This window comes from Agrobacterium sp. B1(2019) (assembly GCF_008274755.1).
In the GTDB taxonomy this organism is placed as follows: Bacteria; Pseudomonadota; Alphaproteobacteria; order Rhizobiales; family Rhizobiaceae; genus Agrobacterium; species Agrobacterium salinitolerans.
Genome location: NZ_VTPB01000001.1, coordinates 796,234 through 819,476, shown reverse-complemented (window position 1 = coordinate 819,476; position 23,243 = coordinate 796,234). Strand labels below are relative to the sequence as shown.

The following is a 23,243-nucleotide window of genomic DNA, read 5'->3' as shown; positions in this document are numbered from 1 at the left end:
GGAACAGTCGCTGGAGCGGGTAGCGGGAATCGAACCCGCGTATTCAGCTTGGAAGGCTGCTGCTCTACCATTGAGCTATACCCGCGGTGGTGATTTCGATCCGTGCAGAATGGTGGAGGGAGTTGGATTTGAACCAACGTAGGCGTAGCCAACGGATTTACAGTCCGTCCCCTTTAACCACTCGGGCATCCCTCCAGCTTTCTGCTAGGATCGAGCGACCAAGCTCTTCAGATTTCGCTGCGGCGAAGCGCCGTTGCGTCGTCTGTGGCGCGTATATGACGGCCTCGTTCGTTTCTGTCAACACGCCCATTCACGAATTTTCGGGAAAAAATTCAAACCTCTTTACCGCCCTGTGGATTATCGCGGGGGCTGGTGCGCGCCTCGTCCCGGAGATATAAGGCGCCATGAGCAAAGACGATCCCAAGAACAAATCCACCCGCGACACGCACTATGCCAACCTGCGCCGCGCCGTGCGCGACGCCAAGCGCGAGCGCGGCGAAATTCCGACCCCGCAGCAGCCGAAGCGCAAGAACCGCGGCGCAGACGACTGGAAGCCGCCGCAGCTTGCACCCGATCAGGTGCATCTTTACGGCCTGCATACCGTGCGTGCGGCACTCGCCAATCCCGAACGGCAGATCGTCAAGCTCTCCGTCACCCAGAACGCCTTTGCGCGGCTGGATATCGGCGAGGCGGATGCCCAGCCCTTCCCGGTCGAGATGGTCTCCCCTCAGGATATCGACCGTGTGCTCGGCCCCGAGGCCATCCACCAGGGCGTGATGCTGGAAACCCGGCCGCTGCCGGTCAAGCGTCTCGGCGCGCTGAAGGACAGCCCGCTCATCCTCGTGCTCGATCAGGTCACCGATCCGCACAATGTCGGCGCCATCATGCGCTCGGCGGTCGCCTTCAACGCCGGCGCCGTCATCACCACCATGCGCCACAGCCCGACCGAGTCGGGCGTGCTGGCGAAATCGGCTTCCGGTGCGCTGGAACTCATTCCCTATATCCAGATCACTAATCTGGCCGATGCGCTGGGCGAGCTGCACAAGCTCGGGTTCTTCTCCGTCGGCCTGGATTCCGAAGGCCCCGCCCCTATCGAACAAACCTTCAGCGGTGATAAAATCGCGCTGGTTCTGGGCGCCGAAGGCAAGGGCCTGCGCCAGAAAACGCGTGAAACCGTCTCGGCGCTCGCCCGTCTCGATATGCCCGGCGAGATCAAATCGCTCAACGTGTCGAATGCGGCAGCCATCGCCCTTTATGCAACGCAGCAATTTCTGGGCAAAGCGTCGTCCTGACGCTTTGCCTTCCTTGCGAAATGGCAAAGCGCAACGCATGCTGCGCCTTTGTCATTCGCATGGAGCAAATCTCAACATGACCAACCCGACCATCAAACCGACCGGCGAGCTGACGCTCAGAACGCTCGCCATGCCGGCCGACGCCAATCCGGCCGGCGATATTTTCGGCGGCTGGGTCATGTCGCAGATGGACTTGGCGAGCGGTATCCGCGCCGCGGAGCGTTCCCGCTGTCGCGTGGTCACAGCGGCGGTCAAGGAAATGGCTTTCGAGTTGCCGGTGAAGATCGGCGACACGCTGTCGATCTATACGGATATCGCCCGCGTTGGCCGCACCTCCATCACGCTGACGGTGGAAGCCTGGGCGCAGCGGTCGCGTTATGACAAGCTGGAAAAAGTCACCGCCGGAACCTTCATCATGGTGGCGATGGACGAGAACGGACAACCCACGCCCATTCCGGCAGCGGAATGATTGGCGGAGCGGCGCTGGGTCCAGCGCCGCTCCGCACGCTCGGCAAGCGCGCCAGCAGCCTGCCGTCATTGTGTCGCGGTGACATTTCGCCGCAAATGTGACATTGCGACTGCATGGGATTCATTCGCAGGATCATGCAGGACAGAAGTTCGGCTGGCGCCATCGCCATGCTGGCGGTTTTGCTTTTCCTTTTGCAGGGTCTCGCCAACGGTCTGACCAGCGGCAACATGGCGATGGCCGCGCTCGCAGCGGATGAAATCATCTGCTCCAGCCATATGCCGGAAGGCGGCTCCGGCAAACAGAACCCGGCCGGCAAGATAGCCGACGATTGCTGCGGCACGCTCTGCCGTCTGGCTTCGGCCACGGCCGCCGCTCTTCCGGTTATTCCCATCGAGCGCGCGGACAATATTCTCCCCGCGGTCGAAGTCGCCTTCCTGAACGTCGACGCGGCGTTGCCGCCATCGCCGCCCAATCTGGAATCGCGCCCACGCGCACCTCCCTCCGCTCCGCAGCGCTAGAACACTGTCCGGCCTGCCGGAAAATCAATTCTCTTGCGGAGACATCCATGTCCGTTACGACCTCTTTCGAGGGCGAGCGTGCGCCTGCGCATTCCTCGTCCATAAATCTTTACCGCGCCGTATGGCGCTGGCATTTTTATGCCGGTCTTCTCGTCCTGCCCTTCATGATATCGCTCGCCGTCACCGGTGCGCTTTATCTCTTCCGGGATGAGTTCGATAATCTCATCCATGCGGACCTGAAGCGCGTGGAGGTGGTGCAAAACGCGCCGAAAGCCCTGCCTTCCGAAATCGTGGCCGCAGCGCTTGCCGCCGTTCCCGGCACAGCCGTCAAATATACCACCCCGGCCGATCCGGGCGCGTCGACGGAAATCACCGTCAATACGGCGGATGGAAAGCGGGCCGTCTATGTCAACACCTATACCGGAGAGGTGGCCGGTTCCCTCCCGGATCGCGGCACCGTCATGTGGACGATCCGTTATCTCCACAGCCTGAAATATTTCGGTACCTATGCCCGTTATCTGATCGAAATCGCCGCCGGCTGGTCCATTCTTCTCGTCGCTACCGGCATCTATCTCTGGTGGCCGCGAAAACAGACCGGCGGTGTCGTGACCGTGCGCGGCACGCCGCAAAAGCGGGTGTTCTGGCGCGATACCCATGCCGTCACCGGCATCTTCGTCGGTTTTTTCATCGTTTTCCTTGCGGTCACCGGCATGCCCTGGTCGGGCGTCTGGGGTGCGAAGGTCAATGAATGGGCGAATGGCAGCAACTTCGGATATCCGGCGGGCATTCGCACCGATGTTCCGATGTCGGGAGACCATCTCGACCACGTGGCGAAGACGAGCTGGTCGCTGGAGCAGGCGAAAATACCGGAATCCACGCATTCCACCGAAAGCCAGCCAATCGGGATCGACGAGGCGATAGCACGTTTCGACGCGCTCGGCCTTGCCGCCGGTTACGCTGTCGCCTTGCCGGGAAAACCGACGGGCGTCTATAGCGGCTCCGTCTATCCCGACGATCTGGCGCAGCAACGAGTCGTCCATCTCGATCAATATAGCGGTAAACCGCTGATCGATATGAGCTATGCTGATTACGGTCCGCTTGGCAAGGCGCTGGAATGGGGCATCAACGTGCATTTGGGCCAGCAATATGGCCTTGCCAACCAGATCGTGCTTCTGGCGGCCTGTATCGGCATTGTGCTGCTTGCCGTGTCTGCCGGCATCATGTGGTGGAAACGCCGCCCGAAAGGGTCGCTCGGCGTGCCGCCTTTGCCGCAGGAAAAACGCGTCCTGTACGGTCTGCTCGCCATACTCGCCATCGGCGGCATCATTTTCCCGCTGGTGGGCGCGAGCCTGCTGGCCATGCTGGCGCTGGATCTGGTCGTACAGTCGCGCCAGAAACGACGCGCGATCTGAAAATGAAAACAGCCGGGCGAAAATCCCGGCTGTTCCCCTGTTATCGGCAATGCGACGGCAACGGCCCTCAGAACATTGTATTATTGTTCGCCGCCGTTTCTGGAACGGGCTGGATCACGTCCCAGTGCTCGGTGATCTTGCCATCGGTGACGCGGAAGATATCGACGATGGCCCTACCGCGATCGCCTTCATTTTCCGTCGAATGGATGTGCAGATAGACCAGATCGCCATCCGTGGCGCTGCGCACGATACGGGCCTTCGACTGCGGATTCTCCTTGAAGAAGCCGGTGAAATAATCCACGAACGGCTTCTTGCCGTCCGGCACCATCGGGTTGTGCTGCTTGTAGCTGTCGACGAGGACGGTGGCGCCTTCCGCCACATCATGCTTGTTGAAGACCGTATCGTAGAACTCGATCACCAGTTTGCGGTTGGCTTCTTCCTGCGCGAAGTCCCGTGCTGCAGTTTGCGCCAGAACGGGTGCCGCCATCAAGGCGGGCACGAGGGCGAAAGCGGCGATGACAAGACGGCGTGTCATGAAATTCATGGGCGATACCTCTCAATAACCGACGGTGAAACGCTGGCGGGAGTGCTGCGGCTTCTCGATTTCATCGACAAGTGCGATGGCGTAGTCTTCGAAGGAAATGCGGCTGCCCTCACCATTGCTGAGGAGATTATCCCTGCCGATGCGGAATTTGCCGGTTCTTTCGCCCGGCACGAACTCGGCGGAGGGCGACAGGAAGGTCCAGTCGAGCTGCTTTTCCTGTTTCAGCCGGTCCAGGAACTCCGCACCCTTGGTCGCTTCGGCCTTGTAGGCAGTCGGGAAATCCGGCAGATCGACCACACGCTTTCCCGGCGCGATTTCAAGGCTGCCGGCGCCGCCGACGACGAGATAGCGCTGAACGCCGGAGGCGCGCACGGCCTCGATCAGCGTTGCCGGATCGCTGGCGGTGAAATGCACCGAACTAATCACGGCATCGTGACCCTTCAGCAGTTCCGAAAGCCCTGCCTGATCGAAAACATCGCCCTTCTTTGCCACCACATTCGGCAGGCTGGCGATCTTTTCGGGATTGCGGGCAATTGCCGTCACCTGATGTCCCCGGTCGGAAAGTTCCTTCAGAATACGGGACCCGGCATTGCCGGAAGCGCCGATGAGCGCGATTTTAGCCATGGCTTCTTTCCTCTTGTCACAATCATTATCGGTCTAAATTATAGACCGCGAAGAAGAGCTATGGTATCGCAACCATAGCCGCAAGAAGTCAGCGGCGGCTGATCTGGTCACATGGCGATGACCTGCTAGGGTAAAAAGGGCAAAGGGTAAGGACATGGCGGATACGCAGACGAAAGAAGCTTTTGCCTTCGACCAGCCCTGCCCCATCCGCGATGTGCTTGACCGTATTGGCGATCAATGGAGCCTTTTGGTTCTGGAAGCCCTGCAGGGCGGCGTGCTGCGCTTCAACGAACTGAACCGCAGGATCGACGATATTTCCAAACAGATGTTGTCTCGCACACTGAAACGGCTGGAAGAGGACGGCTTCATCCGCCGTACGCTTTATGCCGAGGTGCCGCCACGCGTGGAATATGAGCTGACCAATCTCGGCCGCTCGTTTCTGGTGCCGATGCAATTGCTGGTGCAATGGGCTGACGAGAACCACGTTCGCATCTGCAAGGCGCGTCTGCAATATTCCGAAAACGACAATCGCGGCTGACCGGAAGCAGGCCGCGTCTAGCCCAGCCGGTAAACCTTGCAGACCAGCCCTTCCGGCTGGCGATAGGTTGTAAATCCCATGGCGTCGTAATAACTCTGCCCGAGCATGTTGTCCGCGCCGATGCTGGCGTCGATATTCTGAAGGCCCCGCGCCTCCGCAGCCCTGCGCGTCGCCGCAAAGAGCGCGGATCCCACACCTCGTCGCGCCGCCTGCGGGCTCACATGGGTGCCGATGATGCCCCAGCCTTCCGCCACGCCATAGGCATTGTCCCTGCGCGCATAACGCAGCGACTGGAAGCCCAGAATACGCCCGTCATCGTCCTCGGCAACCGAGCATTCGATACGGTCAGCGTGCTGGATGTAATTCGCCAGCACCGCCGTGACGTCCGTCGGCGCTTTGCGCAGGCCGGCCGAGAATATCTCGTTCTGAACCGCCGCCATCGCCATTGCATCGTCAACTTGTGCAGACCGTATTTTCATCGATACATCATCTCATATTCGTTGCGGTCGGTTCCGGGCCTGCAGGGACGCCGGTCCATTCGTTCGCTTTCAGGAGCGGAATATGAAGGACGCACCGAAAGCGATCAGAGCGAAACCGATCACGTGATTGATGGTGATGCTTTCCTTCAGCCAGAAGATCGAAAACAGCGCGAAGACCGCGAGCGTGATGACCTCCTGAATGGTCTTGAGCTGCGCGGTGGAATAGACCTCCGACCCTATGCGGTTGGCGGGAACGGCCAGCATATATTCAAAGAAGGCGATACCCCAGCTGGCGACAATCGCCAGGAAAAGCGCGCTGCCCTTGTGCTTGAGGTGGCCGTACCAGGCGAAGGTCATGAAAACATTGGAGGCGATGAGCATCAGGACAGGCCAGATATGGGCGGGGCTGATCGAAAACGGCATGATGGGTCCTGGGAAAAAGGGAGGGATGTTATGAAATGTGGCAGGAGAAGGCAGTCAGAAGGGAACCCTCATTCCGCCCGTATGGATTTGCTCTAGCTTATCCGCCAGAAAACCGAAATCGATTTTCTACGGATTTTAGCAGAACCGTCTTCAGCCGCTACGCAACGTATCCGGTCGAATTTTGTTCCGCGCGCTTCGTTTCCTTTTTGTACTCATTTTTTCATCGTCTCCCCTTCACTTTGCGAAGGACTCCCTCCATATTTCGCCCATGGCCAGATCACCGAAAAACTCCACCTCCTCGCCCTCGGGCTTCGAGGAAGCTCCGCAATCGTCATTCGAAGGTGCGCCGCTCAGCGGCAGCGTCGCCGATTGGGTGAAGCAGCTCGAGGCTGAAGCCGAGGCGGGCTCGGTGGAAACCCAGCGCGAAATCGCTTCGAAAGCGGGCAAGCACCGCAAAAAGATCGAGATCGAGGCGCGCAAGGAAGCGCAGAAAGCCGCGCCGAAGACGGCCAAGAAGACCACGGCCTCCAAGACAGCCCGCGGCGTATCGATCGGCGCATCGAGCGATCCGAAAACCCGCGCCGCCGCCGGTCTCAATCCGGTCGCCGGCTTGGACGTATCGCTGGAGGACGCGGCCAACCTCGCGCCGGGCGCCGTCACCGCAACCGTGGATGCCTTGTCGAAGCTGATCGAGAGCGGCAATCCGCTGTTCAAGGACGGCAAGCTGTGGACGCCCCACCGCCCTGCCCGCCCGCCGAAATCCGAAGGCGGCGTCGCCATCCGCATGGCTTCGGACTACAAGCCCGCCGGCGACCAGCCGACGGCCATTGCCGACCTTGTGGAGGGCATCAATTCCGGTGAGCGCAGCCAGGTCCTGCTCGGCGTCACCGGCTCCGGCAAGACCTTCACCATGGCCAAGGTGATCGAGGCGACGCAGCGCCCGGCTGTCATCCTCGCCCCCAACAAGACGCTGGCCGCGCAGCTCTATTCTGAGTTCAAGAACTTCTTCCCCGACAATGCGGTGGAATATTTCGTCTCCTACTACGATTATTATCAGCCGGAGGCCTATGTGCCGCGCTCCGATACCTTCATCGAGAAGGAATCCTCAATCAACGAGCAGATCGACCGGATGCGCCACTCCGCCACGCGCTCGCTGCTGGAGCGTGACGACTGCATCATCGTCGCCTCCGTGTCGTGCATCTACGGTATCGGCTCGGTGGAAACCTACACCGCCATGACCTTCCAGATGCAGGTGGGCGATCGGCTGGACCAGCGCCAGCTTCTCGCCGACCTCGTGGCCCAGCAATACAAACGCCGCGACATGGATTTCCAGCGCGGTTCGTTCCGCGTGCGCGGCGATACCATCGAAATCTTCCCCGCCCACCTTGAGGATGCCGCATGGCGCATCTCGATGTTCGGCGACGAGATCGATTCGATCACGGAATTCGACCCACTGACGGGCCAGAAAACAGGCGATTTGCAATCGGTCAAGATTTACGCCAACTCGCACTATGTCACCCCGCGCCCGACCCTGAACGGCGCGATCAAGTCGATCAAGGAAGAGTTGAAGGGCCGCCTCGCCGAGCTTGAGAAGGCCGGACGCCTGCTGGAAGCCCAGCGGCTGGAGCAGCGCACCCGCTACGATATCGAAATGCTGGAGGCCACCGGCTCCTGCGCCGGTATCGAAAACTATTCGCGTTATCTCACCGGCCGCAATCCCGGCGAGCCGCCGCCGACGCTGTTCGAATATATCCCTGACAACGCTCTGCTGTTCATCGACGAAAGCCATGTCTCCGTCAGCCAGATCGGCGGCATGTATCGCGGCGACTTCAGGCGCAAGGCGACGCTGGCCGAATATGGCTTCCGCCTGCCCTCCTGCATGGACAACCGTCCACTGCGTTTCGAGGAATGGGACGCGATGCGCCCGCTCACCGTGGCGGTTTCGGCCACCCCCGGCGCGTGGGAAATGGAGCAGTCCGGCGGCGTCTTCGCCGAACAGGTCATCCGCCCGACCGGCCTCATCGATCCACCAGTGGAAGTGCGCTCCGCCCGCAGCCAGGTGGACGATGTTCTCGGCGAAATCCGCGAAACCGCCGCCAAGGGCTACCGCACGCTCTGCACCGTGCTGACCAAACGCATGGCCGAGGACCTGACCGAATATCTGCACGAACAGGGCGTGCGCGTCCGTTACATGCACTCGGACATCGACACGCTGGAGCGCATCGAGATCATCCGCGACCTGCGCCTCGGCGCTTTCGATGTTCTCGTCGGCATCAACCTACTGCGCGAAGGCCTCGATATTCCCGAGTGCGGTTTCGTCGCGATCCTCGATGCCGACAAGGAAGGTTTCCTGCGCTCGGAAACCTCGCTGATCCAGACCATAGGCCGCGCCGCCCGTAACGTCGACGGCAAGGTCATTCTCTATGCCGACAATATCACCGGCTCGATGAAGCGGGCGATGGAGGAAACCTCCCGCCGCCGCGAAAAGCAGATGGCCTATAACAAAGAACACGGCATCACGCCCGAATCGGTCAAGGCGAAGATTTCCGATATTCTTGATTCGGTTTATGAGCGCGACCACGTAAGAGCCGATATTTCTGGCGTTTCCGGCAAGGGCTTCGCCGATGGCGGCCATCTGGTCGGCAACAATCTGCAGGCACATCTCAACGCGCTGGAAAAATCCATGCGCGACGCCGCCGCCGACCTCGACTTCGAAAAGGCTGCCCGCCTGCGCGACGAAATCAAGCGCCTCAAGGCCGCCGAACTCGCCACCATGGATGACCCCATGGCCAAGGAAGAGGCAAAATCTCTTGAGAGTGGCGGCAAGACCAGGAAAAGTGGAACGAGCGCCCGCCACGAATCGATCTCCCCCCCTGAGGGGGAGATGTCCGGCAGGACAGAGGGGGGTGAGCCGCACCCGGCAACTTTCAACTCCCTCTTCGCCAAACCCTCTCTGGACGAAATGGGCCCCGGCTCGGACGCCGGAAAGCCGTTGTTCCGCAGGAACACGCTGGACGAGATGACGGTGGGAAGAACCGAAAAGCCCGTACGCGGCGCGGTGCCCGACAGGCCCGAAACCGAGGCCGGAAAACGCTTCTCACCGTTGCTGGAGGGCCAGGCGGAGCGTGCGACGGACGATCCGAGACCGTTGGTCCGCGGCAAGATTGGCGCGGGTTCCTATGAGGATGCCGGCGAGCAGAAGCGCAAAAGCCGAACCAAGGGCAAGACCGGCCGTCCGGGTCGCTGATGCGCTCTGTGCAAGGCCCGCCTGACATGAACAGCAGCTAAGGCACCCCATCGTTCACGTCAGCGCCGTCTGCGCATGCCGGCGGCACCTATCAGCCTTCACAAGGCGTGATCAGCGACCTGACCGCGGTTGGCCCGAACAGCTTGACCAGATCCGCATCAAGTGATGTGGGAATATAGTCTTCGTTTTCCGCAGGTTTCATATAGATCGAGGAATAGATCGGGCCGGCGGGAAACGTGCCTTTGAAGCAGGCTTTCACGATCTTGATCGCGGTACTGCCCCTGATACGTGGACCCTGAGCGCGGGAACGTCGCACGCGCTCCTGTAGCTCCGCGAGCCTTCCGACGTCTTCGGGTTTAACCCGCCATACGCTCGCCAACATACCATCCCGTTTTTCCGGCCGGAATTTCGCGAGCGCGGCCGCATCCGTATCCGCTACCAGCGCGTAGGTCTCAACAGTTTCCTCGGTCGCGCCGTCCGTCTTGCTGCGGGTGATCATCACGGCATCACCGGACCGGAGGGAAAGATTGGCTGGCAGTTGCAATCCGACCCGCACATGCTCGAAATCCATCGTCAGAAAATCCTGCCGCATCAGCTTGGGAATGCTGGAAATCGGTACGGTCATGCAACCGGCGAGGAAGAGGAGAAAAACAGACAGGCAGGCAAAACGCGATAATTGCAATGTCATCATATTGGAACCTGAAAAAAGCAGCGCAGTGAAAGGGGCTTGCCAAACAACGTTTGCGGCGTCGAAGTCGCCAAGCCGCACACAAACTTGCGCGAACCACATTGCCGCAACATTATGAAATCAGGGCCCCCGGGAACGTTGATCGTTTTCGGGAATGATGACGGGAGACCCATATGTATCGAAAAACCTTATGGCCTTCTGTCTGTTCATGTCCTCCGGTTCGGCCTTCTCCGGACAGATCGAAGACGCCACCTTCCACAGCGCCGCCCTCAACGCGCCGCTTCCCGTCAACATCTACCGGCCGGACGGCACGCCGCCCGAAAACGGCTGGCGTGATCTCGGCAATATCGAACAAGCTCATAGAAGCAAGCGCCATCGAGACGGATCGATCATCTCACGGGCCGCTTCTTCCCGCTCTTTTCCGCAAGGTTCAACGCCACCGCAGCCCGGATCAACCCCGCCAACGCCTCCTCATTCACGACATCCCCGTCGTGAAAATCAATCGCCCGCCGCGTATTGCCTTCCAGGCTGGAATTGAACAGGCTCGCCGGGTCTTCAAGCGAAGCGCCCTTCATAAATGTCATCTTCACGGCGCTCTTGTAAGTTTCACCCGTGCAGAGGATTCCGGCATGTGACCAGACCGGCACGCCGCGCCATTTCACTTCCTCAATCACCTCCGGATCAGCCTTCAGGATCACCGCACGGATGCGTGAGAGTATATCGCCGCGCCAGTCGGCCAGTTCCGCAATTTTTCGGTCAATGAGGTCGGAGGCCGCGATCTCCACCGCGTTTTTTTCCGTAACCTTTTTTGCCATGATGCCCTCCTTATTTCGCCGCGAGGCCACTCCCGACCTGCTGCGCCTCTGTTCCGGCTTTCAGCATAGACGAAATTTTCCTGTCCTCCCATGAGGAACAAAATCCGCCCCCCAACGTTTCCTCCCCGAACGCAACGTTCAGCATACAAAGGGAAGAAACATCATGAAAATCAATGTCATCGCTCTCGCTGCGGCAGCAGCGCTCTCCTCTTCCGTGGCTTTTGCCCAGACGGCCACGACTGCTCCTGCTGCCGGCGCGGACGCCGCTTTGTCCGGCCCCGGTATCACCATGGGCACCAAGGCCAGCGCCCCGCTGAAGTTCGTCAATGTCCAGAAGACCGACCTTACCGCCTCCCAGCTCGATGGCATGGACATCTATAACGCGCAGAACGAAAACATCGGCGAAATCGAGGATGTCGTCATCGGCGACGGCAAGTCGGTGATCGGCCTTGTGGCCAGCGTCGGCGGCTTCCTCGGCATCGACAAGAGCTATGTGGTACTCGACCCGGCTTCCGTCGCGGTCCACAACGACAACGGCACCTGGAAGGCCTATGTCGATACCACCAAGGAATCGCTTCAGAACGCCCCGAAGCTCGATTACGACAAGCTGGACGACTGATTACCCCTGCAGTCCGCAAGCTTGTCCCCCGCGCCCTGTCGCGGGGGTTTTCATATGTGGCAAGCTATCGGAAAACCCGCGCTCCCCGCCGGAGGGCACTTGCCTGACGGCGCGCCTCTCGCCTATCTTCGACGCGCAAATCACCAAGGATCGCTGCGTGTCCGCCAATAGCCTCTTTTCCTTTGCCATCAGCACCGCCATCACGCTCAGCGCCCTGCCGCTTTCAGCGCAGGCGGCCGACTGGAAACCGGCCGAGCAGATAAAAACTTATGCCATCAGCGGCAATACCGGCGGTGCGCTTTATCAATCGATTGGCGAACGCGGCCCGACCGCCGGTGTGCAGGCGATTGCCCACACCACCTTCAAGCTCACATGGCGGCGGGATTATCGCCCGCAGCCGGATGGCGCCTGCGTGCTGGCCACCGCAAGGCCCAATCTCACCATCATCTACACTTGGCCGAAAGCGCCCGCCAACCTGCCGCCCGCCGTCGCCGCCAGCTGGAGGACTTTCATTTCCGGCGTGGAAACCCATGAACGCGTCCATGGTGACCATATTCTCGACATGGTGAAAAAGATCGAAGCCTTCAGCACCGGGCTGAGGGCGGAGAACGACGCCAAATGCCAGAAGGTGCGCGCCGTTCTGCAACAGCGTCTGGGTGAGCTTTCCAACGAGCAGCGCCAGCGCGGCCGCGATTTCGACCGGGACGAGCTTTCTCCCGGCGGGCGGGTCCACCAGCTCATCCTCGCCCTCGTCAACGGCCCCTGAATGGCCGCCGCCTATTCCGCCGCCTCGCCTTTCAGCAGGGGCTCGGCCAGCGTCACGGTCTCCAACTCGTAGGAATAACCCTCCAGCATCGTATAGGCCTGCTCGATCGCCTCGATCTGGGTTTCGGCATTGCGGATGGCTTCGGCGATGGACTGGCTGCGGGCGCGCAGCATGGAACTCAGCACATCGGTTTCCGGCTTGCGGCCGAGACGGTCCATATGTTTGCGAACCCGGGTGCGGTGCCGTTCCAGCTCGAGAATATGGAAACGGCTTTTCAGAATATCGTCGGTGAGCTTGCGGCGCATGGCGGCCACGGGGTCGAAACTGCCGGGTTCGCGTTCATCCAGAATGAATTCGTTCACCAGCGTTTCCAGCATCAGCAGGCCCTTGAGGTCCTTGGCGTCGGCAAGCTGCGGATCGTAGCCGGTATCGTCGAATACCTTACGGCGCACCGGATCCTTCAGCAGCTCATAGGCCGTCTGCAGGCGCGCGAATTGCTCGGCATCGCCGCCGCTATCGGGATGCGCGGCTTTGGCCACCTTGCGGTAGGCCGACTTGATCGCCGCCTCGTCGGCATCGCGCTCCACGCCAAGCAAAACATAGGGATCAATCACAAAAACACCTTCAAACGCAAACTGTTACCCGCATGCCCAACACCGCTACCGTCTGGCACGCGGGCGGATCATAGGCCAATTCTCCCCGGCGCGGCACCCCGCCCCTGCGGTTAAACCGGCAAAGCCCACACAAAGCCTCGCGGCGCGCCGCATCGCAGCGGGCGAAAAAGCCCTTGATGCCGAAATTTGTCGGACCCAAGGCGACTATAATGACAGGCGGGACAAAATTGTGGAAAGCGGCGCAAAACATGCCGCACGGTTCCGCACCGCGCCTGCCGCAACCGGCCGAAAAACACCATGGGCAGAAGCGTAACAGGCGCGTTTTCAGGGGGTTATGGTGGAAAGACGCCAACGGGTGTAAGCTTGGCTTTTGGATTGGAAGGGAGGACGATCCGATGCCGCAAACGATTACCCAGACCGTCACGGACTATGTCCATGCCATGGCCTATGCGGATGAGAGCCTGATGCGCGACGTTTTCGACCCGCGCGCCAGCATCGTCGGAACCTTCGAAGGCGAAATCGAATGGTTGTCCCTGGAGGATTTTGTCGACCAGTTGCGCAAAAGCGAACGCGGCCTGCCCGATCAAGATCCCGCTTTTGAAATCATGGGCATCGACAAGGAAGGCGACAGCGCTTCTGTGAAGCTGACGACCCGTTTCGACGGTACGGATTTTTACGAATATCTCTCCCTGCTGGAACGCGACGGCAACTGGTTTATCGTGCACAAGCTCTATCACATAAAGCCGTAGGCGATCATCGAAACCGCCACCCCGCATTGTGCGCTTGCGCATTCCACTCGCCGCACTGGCTCGCGATCCGGTTATTCTGCCGCTGAAAGAACTAGAACAGGTCGCTGTAGATCGCCGTTATCCAGAGGGCGTTAAAGAAGAGCCAGATAACACCGAGCCACATGATTTTGCGGCTGCTATCGGTTCTCATCGCCACAATCGCGACAAGCAGACCGCCGACTATCCTTGCCAGATACCATGGCCCAAGCTGTTCGAAGTGTTCCCTGCCCTTGATGTAGGTGTCTACCAGATCGAAGACGAACGAGGCCGCAAACAGGGCAAAGAACGCATGTCGCCTGCGCACGAAAAAACTTTCCCGTTCGGACAATTCCTGAATGTGATCGGGATAAAGCAGCGTCGACATCAAAAAGAAAAGCGACGTGTAGACCAGAACAAAGATGTAAATCCAGAAATTCCAGTTGTGGATGAGCCGCAGGGCAAACTCCCACCACCAGAAATGGACAGCTCCAAGAAGAAGGGCAATCGACCATACGATCTGCGCATGCATACGGTCGGTTTTCTGCGGCTCCTGCAGCCTTCTGGAAAGGCCGGACAACACCCTGGTAATGGCCAGACCGAGGATGAGGCTTACCAATATCCGCAAATGACCATATGCATCCATTGAAAGCGCCCGCTGTTGCTCAACTTATCCGCCGAACAATATGCTTAAACCTTCAGGCGTTACAACTCTGGCGGACGCCCCGCCCCTGCCGATCTCGCCTTATAGTGGGAAGGACCGGTTTCCTGAAGCGAAAGCCCCCCCCCGGGACTGGCAGGAGGGAAGCGGCGAATTTCAGTTTCATCAAGGTTCAAGCACCATCAACGACAGACGTAAAGCCCGCCCGTCACGCGGCGCATTCAAGCAAATAGATTTCAAGATTAAGGGATTGATTTTACTGGTGCCCCCGGCAGGGTTCGAACCCGCGACCCCCTGATTACAAATCAAGAGTTGTGAATGGGGGTTTCACCTGATTTTTTCAAATCTCGTCAACAAATTTGGAAAATCAAAAACTTGCCAATTTTGTTGACTGGATCAGCATTTTCCAAACCTACCAAACTTTCTGCCTCGTGACCGATATTTTCAAAATCGATCACGCCCATTTTCGACGCCTCAGTGAAAAGATTCTGTCAGAGGGTCCCTTTACAACTCTGTTTTTTCGACTCACCATTTTGTTAACGAGGCTAGAAAATGCAGGCAGTTACGCATGTCGAACGAGTTTTTCGACGGAAACACAATCCGAAAAATCAACAATCTTTATTCGCGTGGAAAACCGACCCAGGCGGTATGGAGAGACACCATTTGTCAGGGGCTCACGATCACTGTGGGAGTGAAAAAGGCTAGCTGGCACATGCGTACCCGCGACTGTAATGCGCGGATCGCAGACTTCGAAGACTTCAATACCGCCGACCGAATTCCAACACTGCGTGAAGCCGTCGACTTTGCCCGCACAATCGTAGCGAGTGGCGGAAAGCCTGACCAATTCTTCGCAATGTTCCGCGAGCACAAAGACCTGTCGGTAGCCATGGCGTGGCATGGTCGTGTCGACCCTCAGATCATGACTTGGGAAATTGCTCGCGATCAGTATCTCGCCTGGTGTTTCAAGAACCGTCGTCACGCAACATGGGAAGGATATCGGTCAGCTCTGGGAGCGGTGAAAAATTCGGCTTTGGCTAACGACTTCGCACCAATAGCCGGTAAGGCACTGGTAAATATCGTCGAAGGCGACCTGGACACGATCCGAAATAACATTGTCGCTCGTTGCAAGCAGCGGGTTGAGGAGAAGATCGCGGCTGCAAAAAAGGCAAAGAAGGAAGTCGTAATCGGCAATGAGTACGGTCTCCGAGCTGCAAACCTGACTGTGGCGGCACTTCGATCCGCCTGTCAACGGCGGAGTAAAAACCGGCCATGGGGCGGAGCAAAAGTCGGCCACTATGGCGCCGGCCTGAGACGGCCGGGAGGGCGTAGCCCGAGCGGGGGTCTTAGGCCGGCGCGGCGATTTTTTGAGGGGAGTTTTAGCAGGCCTTTCGGGCGCGACTTTGAGCGAGACGATAGCTTTCGCCGTTCATCTCGAGGATGTTGACGTGGTGGGTGATGCGATCGAGCAGTGCGCCGGTGAGACGTTCGGACCCCAGTGTTTCCGTCCATTCGTCGAAAGGCAGATTGCTGGTGATCAGGGTGGCACCACGCTCGTAGCGTTGCGAGATCAGCTCGAACAGCAATTCCGCCCCGGTCTTTGATAGTGGCACAAATCCCAGCTCATCGATGATCAGCAGCTTGTAGGCGGCCATCTGCTTCTGGAACCGGAGCAGACGCCGCTCGTCACGCGCCTCCATCATCTCGCTGACCAGGGCCGCCGCCGTGGTGAAGCCGACGGACAGGCCCTTCTGGCAGGCGGCCAGGCCGAGACCGAGTGCGACATGCGTCTTTCCCGTGCCGCTCGGGCCCAGCGCAATGACGTTCTCGCGGCGCTCGATCCATTCGCAACGGGAAAGCTCTAGCACCTGCATCTTGTTCAGCTTGGGGATGGCTGTGAAGTCGAAGCTGTCGAGGCTTTTGACGACCGGGAACTTGGCCGCCTTGATCCGACGTTCGACCTTGCGGCGGTCCCGCTCGATCATCTCCCGTTCAGCAAGCCGGAACAGGTAGCCGACATGATCGACGCCTTCGGTGGCGCATAGCCGGGCCAGCTTCTGGTGCTCGCGCTGGAAGGTCGGCAGCTTGAGGGTTTTGAGATAGTGGCCAAGCAGGATCTCTGGCGCGTCGCTGCTCATGCCGCTTCTCCCGCATCAGATGACAGGAGGCGCATATACGCCTTTGCTGACGTCTTCTCGACAGTCGCCGTCGGCAGGTAGGGATAGATCGCCAGATCCAACCGCGGCGGCCGGCGCTCGACCCGGCACAGGATCAGATGCTTGACCGCATCGAAGCCGATCGCGCCGAGCTGTATCGCCTGCTTCACCGCTGCATGTAGATCGGCAAGGTCGAAGCTTTCCAGCAGGCGCAGAACCTGCACGTATTCTCGCCGCCCATGTTTGGCCATGCGGCCTTCCATCAGCCGGCGCAGCGTCGCGAACTCGTCTGGCAGATCCCAGCCCTGCAATGGAGCCGCCTGATCCAGAGAATTGATCTTCCGCTCGATCAGCGGCAGGTAATGGACGGGATCGAAGACGACGTCTTCCCGTTCCCAGCATCGCGGATGACGCGCGATGATCTCGCCGCGGCAGCCGATCACCACCTGATCGACATAGCCCCGGACCCAGACGTCCTGATGGCCGTAGGCGACCGGTACGGAATAGTCGTTCGTCTTGTAGCGCACCAGCGACTGGGCTGTCACAACAGCGCTGGCCTGGTCGCAGGCATCAAACGGCGACGCCGGCAAGGGACGCATGGCCGCAAGATCGCGCTGCAGCCGTTCGCCAATCGTCTCGCTCTCGCCCCGCAGCTTGTCGCGCTGGCGTTTGCGGCACTGCTCTTCCAGAAAAGCATTGAACGCATCCCATGTCGCAAACCGCGGGATCGGCACCATGAAGTTGCGTCGGGCATATCCGACAAGACCCTCGACATTCCCCTTGTCGTTGCCCTTTCCCGGCCGCCCATAGCGATCCCGGATCAGGTAGTGGGACAGGAAGCCGCTGAACAGCGCTGCCCGCTTGCGTGTGCCGTCGGGCAGGATCTTTGCGACAAGGCAACGGTCGTTGTCATAGACGATCGACTGCGGCACGGCCCCGAAGAACGCAAAGGCGTGGACATGACCATCCACCCAGGCTTCGGCCACTGCCGCCGGATAGGCACGCACATAACATCCGTCGCTCTGAGGAAGATCCAGCACAAAGAAGCGAGCTTTCTGCTCGACGCCGCCGATCACCACCGTCGCCTCGCCGAAATCGGCCTGCGCATGGCCCGGTGGATGCGACAGCGGCACAAACACCTCCTGGCGGCGTTGATCCCGCTCGCGCATATAATCCTTGATGATCGTGTAGCCGCCGGTGAAGCCGCACTCGTCACGAAGCCGGTCGAACACCCGTTTGGCAGTATGCCGCTGCTTGCGCGGCATCACCATGTCAGCTTCCAGCCACTGCTCGATCGTCGAAACGAATGCATCCAGCTTCGGACGCCGGATCGGCGAACGTCGCTGATAGCCGGGCGGTGTCGAATACGACAGCATCTTGGCCACGCTGTCGCGCGATACGTTGAAATGCTTTGCTGCCTGACGCTGCGTCATCCCTTCGGAAACAGCCAGGCGAACCCTCAAATAAAGTTCCACGGTGTAGATCCCCTGTCCCTCCTGCGATCATTGCAGAAAGGAAATAGGTGGCCGGATTTTACTCCGCCCGCGGACGGACTATTCCGCCGCTACCGTGGCCGACTTTTCCACCGCCGCTCTCATCCGCCTTCAAACACTTTAAAATGCACCCGGAAATTTATGGACTAAAATCCAATGTCGCCGAAAAGTTAGAGAACACCCAGGACCGGCCCCCGAATAACACTCTTGAAGCAAATTCCGGAGCAGCATCTGCCGCCATGACCCAGTATGATCTGGGTGCATACATCTATGGTCTGGAGCAGATTGGGAACCCAATTATTAAATCGGCTCTCTGGCTCCAGCTAAGCCACGGACAGCGTCGCTTTACGGCTTGTGCTGCCATCCGTTCAAGTTTCCAGAAAAACCCTCACTACGGCCTGGTGTGGCGACTGAAAGATAAAGTCGGACACTGGCGACTGATACCACTGACTGAAGAAGCTGCGGCACGGGTATACGAGACCCTCGACCGGTATAAAGACTATGGAAATGTCTATCTCTTTCCAGTGTCAAAAAAATCGGGTGAGGATGGTGACCCTGTTCAGGGTCACGTGAACAAGCGCACCCTGTCGGCTGCCATTGAAAGGATGCGCGAAGAAGGTGGGGTTTTCCATGGACACCCCAATCCCCCGTCATCTCATGATCTCCGATACGCATTTATCACACGCATGGGCAATCAGATGCATCGCTTCGTCATCGATGGTCGTCGTCTGGCTTTCAAAGATATCGAAATCATCACGCATGCGAACGAAGGTAAAGAAGGCACGGCATCTTTGATCTACGACCGCAGCCAAGCTCTGGATGTCAAGGAAATCCTGCTGAAAGAGTGGCAGGACTATCTTATGGAAGGCTACCGCATGTACTGCGAAGGCCTGACCGATCCTGTCAAACGGGCGGAGTATCAGGCCAAGGGTATTGCCGACGCGCAGAAGGTAACTGCGAGGCCTGTACTCGTTGTTGACAATGCTGATGTTGAAACGGGCAAACGGCGAGATAAGCAGTTATGTTTTAGCTGCGACGAGCCTGATCCGTCGCTGTCGGCTAAACAGCGGATATGCATCAGCTGTCTGCAGGGTGCCTACAAGGCTGGATAATCTTTCAGCACTTCTGGTTCTGAATCATCGGGATTGCTGAACTTATTGAAATCGCTTGAGCTATACATGGTCCTGGAAACTTGTATAGATCAAGGTGCGCCACTGACGGGCGTTCGGCGTCCACCTGTGCTGCCGCCTACTGCTGAACTCGCGATCTCACGAAAGGCGTTACTATCTTTACACTCCTCGCAAATCCGATTGCCAATCCACTCCGAAATCATTGGCGACCGGCACGTCATGCAAGGCATGTCCTTTTGCTTTGATGGGTCGAAGTCTGGAGGTGACTTGGCGTTTCTGTACTGGAGCTTGATGCGGGTCGCTTTGGTAGCAATAGCGCCGTAGGTCCTGCCAAGCTCCTTGCAAATCTCAGATGCCGTGTGTCCGGCTTTAGCCAGATCAATTAGCTTCTGCGTTTCCTCATTTGTCCATTTTTCTGTCTCTGTCAGCCGTCCCATGGTAGTCTCACACCAATCTTTTTGATCAGTGTGCGGTCCATTCTCGTCGGCCGTAAAAGGAATTTTGTCCTATGTCGGATTTCCATCCGGACCGGGTCCGCGACGACTACAAAGCTGACATCCAAGCTATTCGGGACCGGTATGGCGACGAGATCATTATCGATTGGATCGAGCGCTATTATGCGAGTCCTGACGTCGACCGCGACGATGTGATGACCGGTCTCGGGATCGACTACGTCGGCACCTTTTACGAGATGCTGATCGCATACGATGTTGAAAAGCCGGAGCCCGATCCTGTCGAGGAAATCCGACAGATAGAGATGATGCGGCTGATACTGGACGGCAAAGAGGTGCCGGAAACCCTCAGGAAACCCGCATCTTGGGTGAAGCAGTTGAACTGAAAACGGCTTAGCTATCAAAGTCAGATATTGTGTTTCGCGGCTACCCTAGTGCGGATGTCAGCGATCCTGGCATCGATATCTTCGAGGTTGGTGATGTGGCCTTCGCGAAAGATCGAGCCCGCCACAAAGCCCAGATTTTGGACCATATCAACCATGATCGCGTCGATAAGGTCGTCTTGATATGCTGTGCCATCGTTGTCCCAGCTGACGCTGTATCCGCCAGTGTTTTCGGAGTCCCGATAATCGACGCAAATTTCAAGTTGAAAATTGGTATCGTCGCCAACAGTTTCAATGTGGGTCAGATAGGCTTTGAGGACCTCGAACTGCTGTTCATCGAGCACAACCCTACAACCCGGTGCCATTAAATGGTGAGCCAGGAACTCTAAGGTGCGCGTGTAATCGACGGTACGACCGTCGATCCGGTTGTCGTTAGCGATCATAACTGCTCTCCATTCATTACCATTTCGATCTCGTTGCGTATGGCGTCGCGCTTGATCTCATCAACTGTCGAATATGCCATCCTCATTGCTATCGCGATCCGGACGCTCATACGTGCCTGCTCGATGCCAGCCCGATCATCCGGCCACGGAAGTTGATCGGCCCATGCTCGAACAGCCTCTACCGTGCGCTGATCCCCGACGGGATGAAAATCAAGAAAGGCTCTCGCCCAAGCGTCGATATTACCTTTGTGCTCGCGTTGGATCGCATGAAATGTTTCGATCCATCCGACGTCCTTGTCGGCAAAGAATCCGGGCCTGAATTCAGCGAAAACATCATCGTGAGGGTGCACGGTAGCGCGGGCGGCTTCAATGCGCCTGCGAGCGGCTTCCAGGATAGCGACCTTCCGCGTCATTTCTTCGTCATGCGTCATCGCCGTTCTCCTTCCCCGATTTCAGATTGATCGCTCTCCCACTCCGCATGTTTGACGATGTCGGCGATCTCAAATTGCGTTGCAGGATCGACCTGAGGCCCGCACCGGACGTTCAAAAAAAGTTGGCCGTCAGATTCAATGACTTTGGTCACGATCACATGTCCCGTCAGAGCTTGGGCTTCGGCAATTGCTTTAATATCCAGCAGTGCCTTGCGCATGATCCGCGTGTTGTAGTCGGTCATAGGCAAGAGGAGCGCGGTCGTCGGAGGCAGAATGTCGGAAACCTGTTCACGGAATTGCGCGCGTTCGTCCATATCCTCGGTCAGCTTGTCCAGCTTCTCCTGGACCGATGCTTGATGTTCCTGGCACAAGAAGAAGCTACCATCGCCGACGGACATAGGGACAGCATTGTCCTTTCCGCAGGCCTCACAGGTTTCGCGAGAAGCGTGCAACAGTCCACGCTGTGCGATGCGTAGGCTATTCATCTGGTGCGGATGCCACCGCGACATTTCTGGAAACGCAAACGCCCTTGCGCCGTCCGGGCAACGCTCGAAGCGCAGAGACACAGCGTCGGCAAGGTCACCGAGATCGTCTATCATTCCCAGGAATAGACCGACAATATAAGTCCAGCCATCGGGCAGAGTTGCGACAGTGCCGTGGCAATACCGGCTATGCAGTGCCTCCAGGCGATGGAAGTTATCCTGCTGCATCGACATGGATTCAGAGAGTGCCAGCCACAGGGTGCGGTGTCCGGCCTTTTCCAGAGCTTGGCGCTGACGTGCGCGGAGACCATCAATCGCCATGCCACTTCTCCTTTTTGCGACTGCAAAATTCCGGCGAGATGCAATATCGACCACCCGGCAGCCCACAGACTTCGCAGATGATTTTTTGTCTCTCGTTGAAAAACTGGAGAGCGATTATTACTGCGAGAGAGTTACCATCCGTCCATTTCTCGAAATCGACCAGGGGCGCGGCGTATGCGCGGAAAAGCCCATCGTCCAGCCGCTCAAAATGAAGGGTGACCCAAGGCGACGTATCACCTTGATCAGCGGCGATCAGGTAGCACTGATGAAAGAGGCTTGCGACAAGATTCCAGTGACCCGCTGGCACCTGGAGCAGCACCTCATGCCAAAAACGCGGATAGGTATCTTTGAGGAAATTGATCTGATCCGGGCTCACGACCACTTCCTTTCGTCCATGTGCTGCTGGCACAACAGCTCTTGGCGACGGTGATCCTGGTACTTCAGGGTGCCGACAGACTGGTCACCGCACACTTCGCAAGTGTGTCGGGAGGAGTCATTGAAGCGACTGACGATCTGCACCAGCCGCAGCGCCATTTCTCCAGTCCAGTGGCGATGATGTGCCAGAGGACGCGCATAGAGGACGTATCCCGTTGAGGGGTAGAGGTGCCAGGTGATGGCGACTATTTGAATGGGCAGATCACACTCCATAAAGCCAGGAGAAAGCTTTTGGAGATCGTAGAGATCATGGAGCAGATCGCTCACGATGTCGGTCCAGCCGTCCGGCAATGCTAGCAGCTTGAGGTCGGCGTAAAACGGAAAATCCGCCATCAATTGGTCGACGATTTCCCTCTTCACGATACGACCTCCGCATCCCTCATCAAGGCCGTCAGTGCCTGAAATGTCTGAGGCGCATAACTGATGTCATAGCAATCGACACCGCAGTCACGCGACCGCCCATAAGCCGGGAGGCGACCGTGGCTATGGCCATAAAAGTGCCAGGACCCATGCACCGATGCCGACCAAGTGCGCATGGCGTAATGATGCAAGATGATGCGCTCGCCGTTGATTTTGCACTCGGCATAGTGTGTCGGAGGTTGATCCCATGCCAGGGCAGCAATGCCTTTGCGTACGTTGCCGGAATGGTCCAGGTCGTGATTACCCAGGATCAGCCTTTTACGACCACGGAGCTGACTGAAAATCTGGGCGGTACGGCTGTCTTGGTGCGCTGAAAAATCGCCTAACATCCAGACGATATCGTGATCCTTCACGACGCTGTTGTGTGCTTCTATGATTAAACGATCCATCTCATCGGTGGATACGAAGGGCCTGAATTCGAGCATGCGAGCGTGCCCGAAATGCTGGTCGGCCGTGAAATATTGCTGGGTGAACGCCACCTGAAGGTCCTTTCCAGACACGATAAATCCCAGCCACCCGTGTGCGAACGGATGGACAACGCGGTTGCGTCATAGATTGATCGTGAAGGCCTTCATTGAATTGCTCCAGTGAGCGGTTGGCGTTGATCAGAATGTAGCGGTACCTAAT

General features: G+C 58.3%; 28 protein-coding genes, 2 tRNA genes and 1 pseudogene. 13 read left to right on the top strand and 18 right to left on the bottom strand.

Annotation, left to right across the window (positions count from 1 at the left end):
- Window positions 1–11: 11 nt before the first annotated feature.
- Both AGR1_RS03990 and AGR1_RS03985 read right to left on the bottom strand, forming a co-directional pair.
- A tRNA-Gly gene (locus tag AGR1_RS03990) sits at window positions 12–85 on the bottom strand.
- A gap of 25 nt (window positions 86–110) precedes the next feature.
- Window positions 111–195, bottom strand: a tRNA-Tyr gene (locus AGR1_RS03985).
- 209 nt (window positions 196–404) lie between these two features.
- On the opposite strand from AGR1_RS03985, the gene AGR1_RS03980 reads away from it, so the two are divergent.
- The 4 genes from AGR1_RS03980 to AGR1_RS03965 all read left to right on the top strand — a co-directional run bounded on the left by AGR1_RS03980 (window position 405) and on the right by AGR1_RS03965 (window position 3,691).
- Window positions 405–1,292, top strand: a complete 888-nt coding sequence (locus tag AGR1_RS03980) for an RNA methyltransferase (RefSeq protein WP_077981755.1) — start codon at window positions 405–407, stop codon at window positions 1,290–1,292.
- A 76-nt stretch (window positions 1,293–1,368) separates the two neighbouring features.
- Window positions 1,369–1,761: an acyl-CoA thioesterase gene (locus tag AGR1_RS03975; RefSeq protein ID WP_003507645.1), complete on the top strand. Its 393-nt coding sequence runs from the start codon at window positions 1,369–1,371 to the stop codon at window positions 1,759–1,761.
- A gap of 113 nt (window positions 1,762–1,874) precedes the next feature.
- The gene (locus AGR1_RS03970) at window positions 1,875–2,279 is read left to right on the top strand and encodes a DUF2946 family protein (protein ID WP_080790392.1); all 405 of its coding nucleotides are present in this window, start codon (window positions 1,875–1,877) and stop codon (window positions 2,277–2,279) included.
- A 47-nt stretch (window positions 2,280–2,326) separates the two neighbouring features.
- Window positions 2,327–3,691 (top strand): PepSY domain-containing protein, encoded by a 1,365-nt coding sequence (locus tag AGR1_RS03965; RefSeq protein ID WP_149146267.1) that lies wholly within the window; start codon window positions 2,327–2,329, stop codon window positions 3,689–3,691.
- Between the two features lie 67 nt (window positions 3,692–3,758).
- Here the strand turns inward: AGR1_RS03965 and AGR1_RS03960 are convergent, their stop codons facing one another.
- Together AGR1_RS03960 and AGR1_RS03955 are read right to left on the bottom strand one after the other, a co-directional pair.
- Complete coding sequence (locus tag AGR1_RS03960) at window positions 3,759–4,235, bottom strand: nuclear transport factor 2 family protein (RefSeq protein WP_149146266.1); 477 nt, start codon at window positions 4,233–4,235, stop codon at window positions 3,759–3,761.
- A 12-nt stretch (window positions 4,236–4,247) separates the two neighbouring features.
- Complete coding sequence (locus tag AGR1_RS03955) at window positions 4,248–4,859, bottom strand: NAD(P)-dependent oxidoreductase (protein WP_149146265.1); 612 nt, start codon at window positions 4,857–4,859, stop codon at window positions 4,248–4,250.
- 154 nt (window positions 4,860–5,013) lie between these two features.
- Here AGR1_RS03955 and AGR1_RS03950 point away from each other — a divergent pair, with 154 nt between their 5' ends.
- Entirely contained in the window at window positions 5,014–5,397 is a 384-nt protein-coding gene (locus tag AGR1_RS03950; RefSeq protein ID WP_080790388.1) for a helix-turn-helix domain-containing protein, read from the top strand.
- A 17-nt stretch (window positions 5,398–5,414) separates the two neighbouring features.
- On the opposite strand, the gene AGR1_RS03945 is transcribed toward AGR1_RS03950, so the two are convergent.
- Together AGR1_RS03945 and AGR1_RS03940 are read right to left on the bottom strand one after the other, a co-directional pair.
- The gene (locus tag AGR1_RS03945; RefSeq protein WP_080792824.1) at window positions 5,415–5,837 is read right to left on the bottom strand and encodes a GNAT family N-acetyltransferase; all 423 of its coding nucleotides are present in this window, start codon (window positions 5,835–5,837) and stop codon (window positions 5,415–5,417) included.
- A gap of 108 nt (window positions 5,838–5,945) precedes the next feature.
- Window positions 5,946–6,299 carry a DMT family protein gene (locus AGR1_RS03940; protein WP_035223996.1) on the bottom strand — a complete coding sequence of 118 codons (354 nt, stop codon included), beginning with the start codon at window positions 6,297–6,299 and terminating at the stop codon, window positions 5,946–5,948.
- 268 nt (window positions 6,300–6,567) lie between these two features.
- Here AGR1_RS03940 and uvrB point away from each other — a divergent pair, with 268 nt between their 5' ends.
- On the top strand, window positions 6,568–9,546 hold the full coding sequence (uvrB, locus tag AGR1_RS03935; RefSeq protein ID WP_136902929.1) for an excinuclease ABC subunit UvrB: 2,979 nt from the start codon (window positions 6,568–6,570) through the stop codon (window positions 9,544–9,546).
- Between the two features lie 91 nt (window positions 9,547–9,637).
- On the opposite strand, the gene AGR1_RS03930 is transcribed toward uvrB, so the two are convergent.
- A complete protein-coding gene (locus tag AGR1_RS03930) occupies window positions 9,638–10,336 on the bottom strand; it encodes a hypothetical protein (protein ID WP_246669626.1) in 699 nt (232 codons plus the stop codon).
- Window positions 10,337–10,424: 88 nt separating this feature from the next.
- Here AGR1_RS03930 and AGR1_RS29845 point away from each other — a divergent pair.
- Window positions 10,425–10,562: pseudogene (locus AGR1_RS29845) on the top strand (esterase family protein); the annotation flags it as partial.
- A gap of 61 nt (window positions 10,563–10,623) precedes the next feature.
- Here AGR1_RS29845 and AGR1_RS03920 read toward each other — a convergent pair.
- Complete coding sequence (locus AGR1_RS03920) at window positions 10,624–11,049, bottom strand: DUF1801 domain-containing protein (protein ID WP_149146264.1); 426 nt, start codon at window positions 11,047–11,049, stop codon at window positions 10,624–10,626.
- A gap of 163 nt (window positions 11,050–11,212) precedes the next feature.
- Here AGR1_RS03920 and AGR1_RS03915 point away from each other — a divergent pair, with 163 nt between their 5' ends.
- Window positions 11,213–11,668, top strand: coding sequence for a PRC-barrel domain-containing protein (locus tag AGR1_RS03915; RefSeq protein ID WP_077981745.1), 456 nt, complete (start codon window positions 11,213–11,215; stop codon window positions 11,666–11,668).
- 157 nt (window positions 11,669–11,825) lie between these two features.
- The gene (locus AGR1_RS03910) at window positions 11,826–12,434 is read left to right on the top strand and encodes a DUF922 domain-containing Zn-dependent protease (protein ID WP_080790385.1); all 609 of its coding nucleotides are present in this window, start codon (window positions 11,826–11,828) and stop codon (window positions 12,432–12,434) included.
- A gap of 11 nt (window positions 12,435–12,445) precedes the next feature.
- Here the strand turns inward: AGR1_RS03910 and AGR1_RS03905 are convergent, their stop codons facing one another.
- On the bottom strand, window positions 12,446–13,048 hold the full coding sequence (locus AGR1_RS03905; RefSeq protein ID WP_149146263.1) for a J domain-containing protein: 603 nt from the start codon (window positions 13,046–13,048) through the stop codon (window positions 12,446–12,448).
- A 395-nt stretch (window positions 13,049–13,443) separates the two neighbouring features.
- On the opposite strand from AGR1_RS03905, the gene AGR1_RS03900 reads away from it, so the two are divergent.
- Window positions 13,444–13,797: a nuclear transport factor 2 family protein gene (locus tag AGR1_RS03900; RefSeq protein ID WP_149146262.1), complete on the top strand. Its 354-nt coding sequence runs from the start codon at window positions 13,444–13,446 to the stop codon at window positions 13,795–13,797.
- Window positions 13,798–13,888: 91 nt separating this feature from the next.
- Here AGR1_RS03900 and AGR1_RS03895 read toward each other — a convergent pair whose 3' ends face one another.
- Window positions 13,889–14,458, bottom strand: a complete 570-nt coding sequence (locus tag AGR1_RS03895) for a hypothetical protein (protein ID WP_149146261.1) — start codon at window positions 14,456–14,458, stop codon at window positions 13,889–13,891.
- A gap of 583 nt (window positions 14,459–15,041) precedes the next feature.
- Between AGR1_RS03895 and AGR1_RS03890 the strand changes: the two genes are divergently transcribed.
- A complete protein-coding gene (locus tag AGR1_RS03890) occupies window positions 15,042–15,917 on the top strand; it encodes a hypothetical protein (protein ID WP_149146260.1) in 876 nt (291 codons plus the stop codon).
- Here the strand turns inward: AGR1_RS03890 and istB are convergent.
- Both istB and istA read right to left on the bottom strand, forming a co-directional pair.
- Window positions 15,850–16,608, bottom strand: coding sequence for an IS21-like element helper ATPase IstB (istB, locus tag AGR1_RS03885; protein WP_035226016.1), 759 nt, complete (start codon window positions 16,606–16,608; stop codon window positions 15,850–15,852). The two genes, AGR1_RS03890 and istB, sit on opposite strands and share 68 nt — an antisense overlap.
- On the bottom strand, window positions 16,605–18,101 hold the full coding sequence (gene istA / locus AGR1_RS03880) for an IS21 family transposase (protein WP_149146259.1): 1,497 nt from the start codon (window positions 18,099–18,101) through the stop codon (window positions 16,605–16,607). The genes istB and istA overlap by 4 nt, the downstream gene beginning before the upstream one ends.
- Window positions 18,102–18,148: 47 nt before the next feature.
- Here istA and AGR1_RS03875 point away from each other — a divergent pair, with 47 nt between their 5' ends.
- Both AGR1_RS03875 and AGR1_RS03865 read left to right on the top strand, forming a co-directional pair.
- Window positions 18,149–19,231, top strand: a complete 1,083-nt coding sequence (locus tag AGR1_RS03875) for a tyrosine-type recombinase/integrase (protein WP_149146258.1) — start codon at window positions 18,149–18,151, stop codon at window positions 19,229–19,231.
- 526 nt (window positions 19,232–19,757) lie between these two features.
- Window positions 19,758–20,087 carry a hypothetical protein gene (locus AGR1_RS03865; RefSeq protein WP_149146256.1) on the top strand — a complete coding sequence of 110 codons (330 nt, stop codon included), beginning with the start codon at window positions 19,758–19,760 and terminating at the stop codon, window positions 20,085–20,087.
- Window positions 20,088–20,107: 20 nt separating this feature from the next.
- On the opposite strand, the gene AGR1_RS03860 is transcribed toward AGR1_RS03865, so the two are convergent.
- From AGR1_RS03860 to AGR1_RS03835, 6 genes are read right to left on the bottom strand one after another with little or no spacing between them, the layout of a single operon-like run.
- A complete protein-coding gene (locus tag AGR1_RS03860) occupies window positions 20,108–20,527 on the bottom strand; it encodes a hypothetical protein (RefSeq protein ID WP_149146255.1) in 420 nt (139 codons plus the stop codon).
- On the bottom strand, window positions 20,524–20,958 hold the full coding sequence (locus AGR1_RS03855) for a hypothetical protein (protein WP_149146254.1): 435 nt from the start codon (window positions 20,956–20,958) through the stop codon (window positions 20,524–20,526). The genes AGR1_RS03860 and AGR1_RS03855 overlap by 4 nt, the downstream gene beginning before the upstream one ends.
- On the bottom strand, window positions 20,955–21,761 hold the full coding sequence (locus AGR1_RS03850; RefSeq protein ID WP_149146253.1) for a hypothetical protein: 807 nt from the start codon (window positions 21,759–21,761) through the stop codon (window positions 20,955–20,957). The genes AGR1_RS03855 and AGR1_RS03850 overlap by 4 nt, the downstream gene beginning before the upstream one ends.
- Entirely contained in the window at window positions 21,751–22,137 is a 387-nt protein-coding gene (locus tag AGR1_RS03845; protein ID WP_149146252.1) for a hypothetical protein, read from the bottom strand. The genes AGR1_RS03850 and AGR1_RS03845 overlap by 11 nt, the downstream gene beginning before the upstream one ends.
- Window positions 22,134–22,556: a hypothetical protein gene (locus tag AGR1_RS03840; protein WP_149146251.1), complete on the bottom strand. Its 423-nt coding sequence runs from the start codon at window positions 22,554–22,556 to the stop codon at window positions 22,134–22,136. The genes AGR1_RS03845 and AGR1_RS03840 overlap by 4 nt, the downstream gene beginning before the upstream one ends.
- Window positions 22,553–23,095 (bottom strand): metallophosphoesterase family protein, encoded by a 543-nt coding sequence (locus tag AGR1_RS03835; protein WP_149146250.1) that lies wholly within the window; start codon window positions 23,093–23,095, stop codon window positions 22,553–22,555. The genes AGR1_RS03840 and AGR1_RS03835 overlap by 4 nt, the downstream gene beginning before the upstream one ends.
- Window positions 23,096–23,243: the final 148 nt, after the last annotated feature.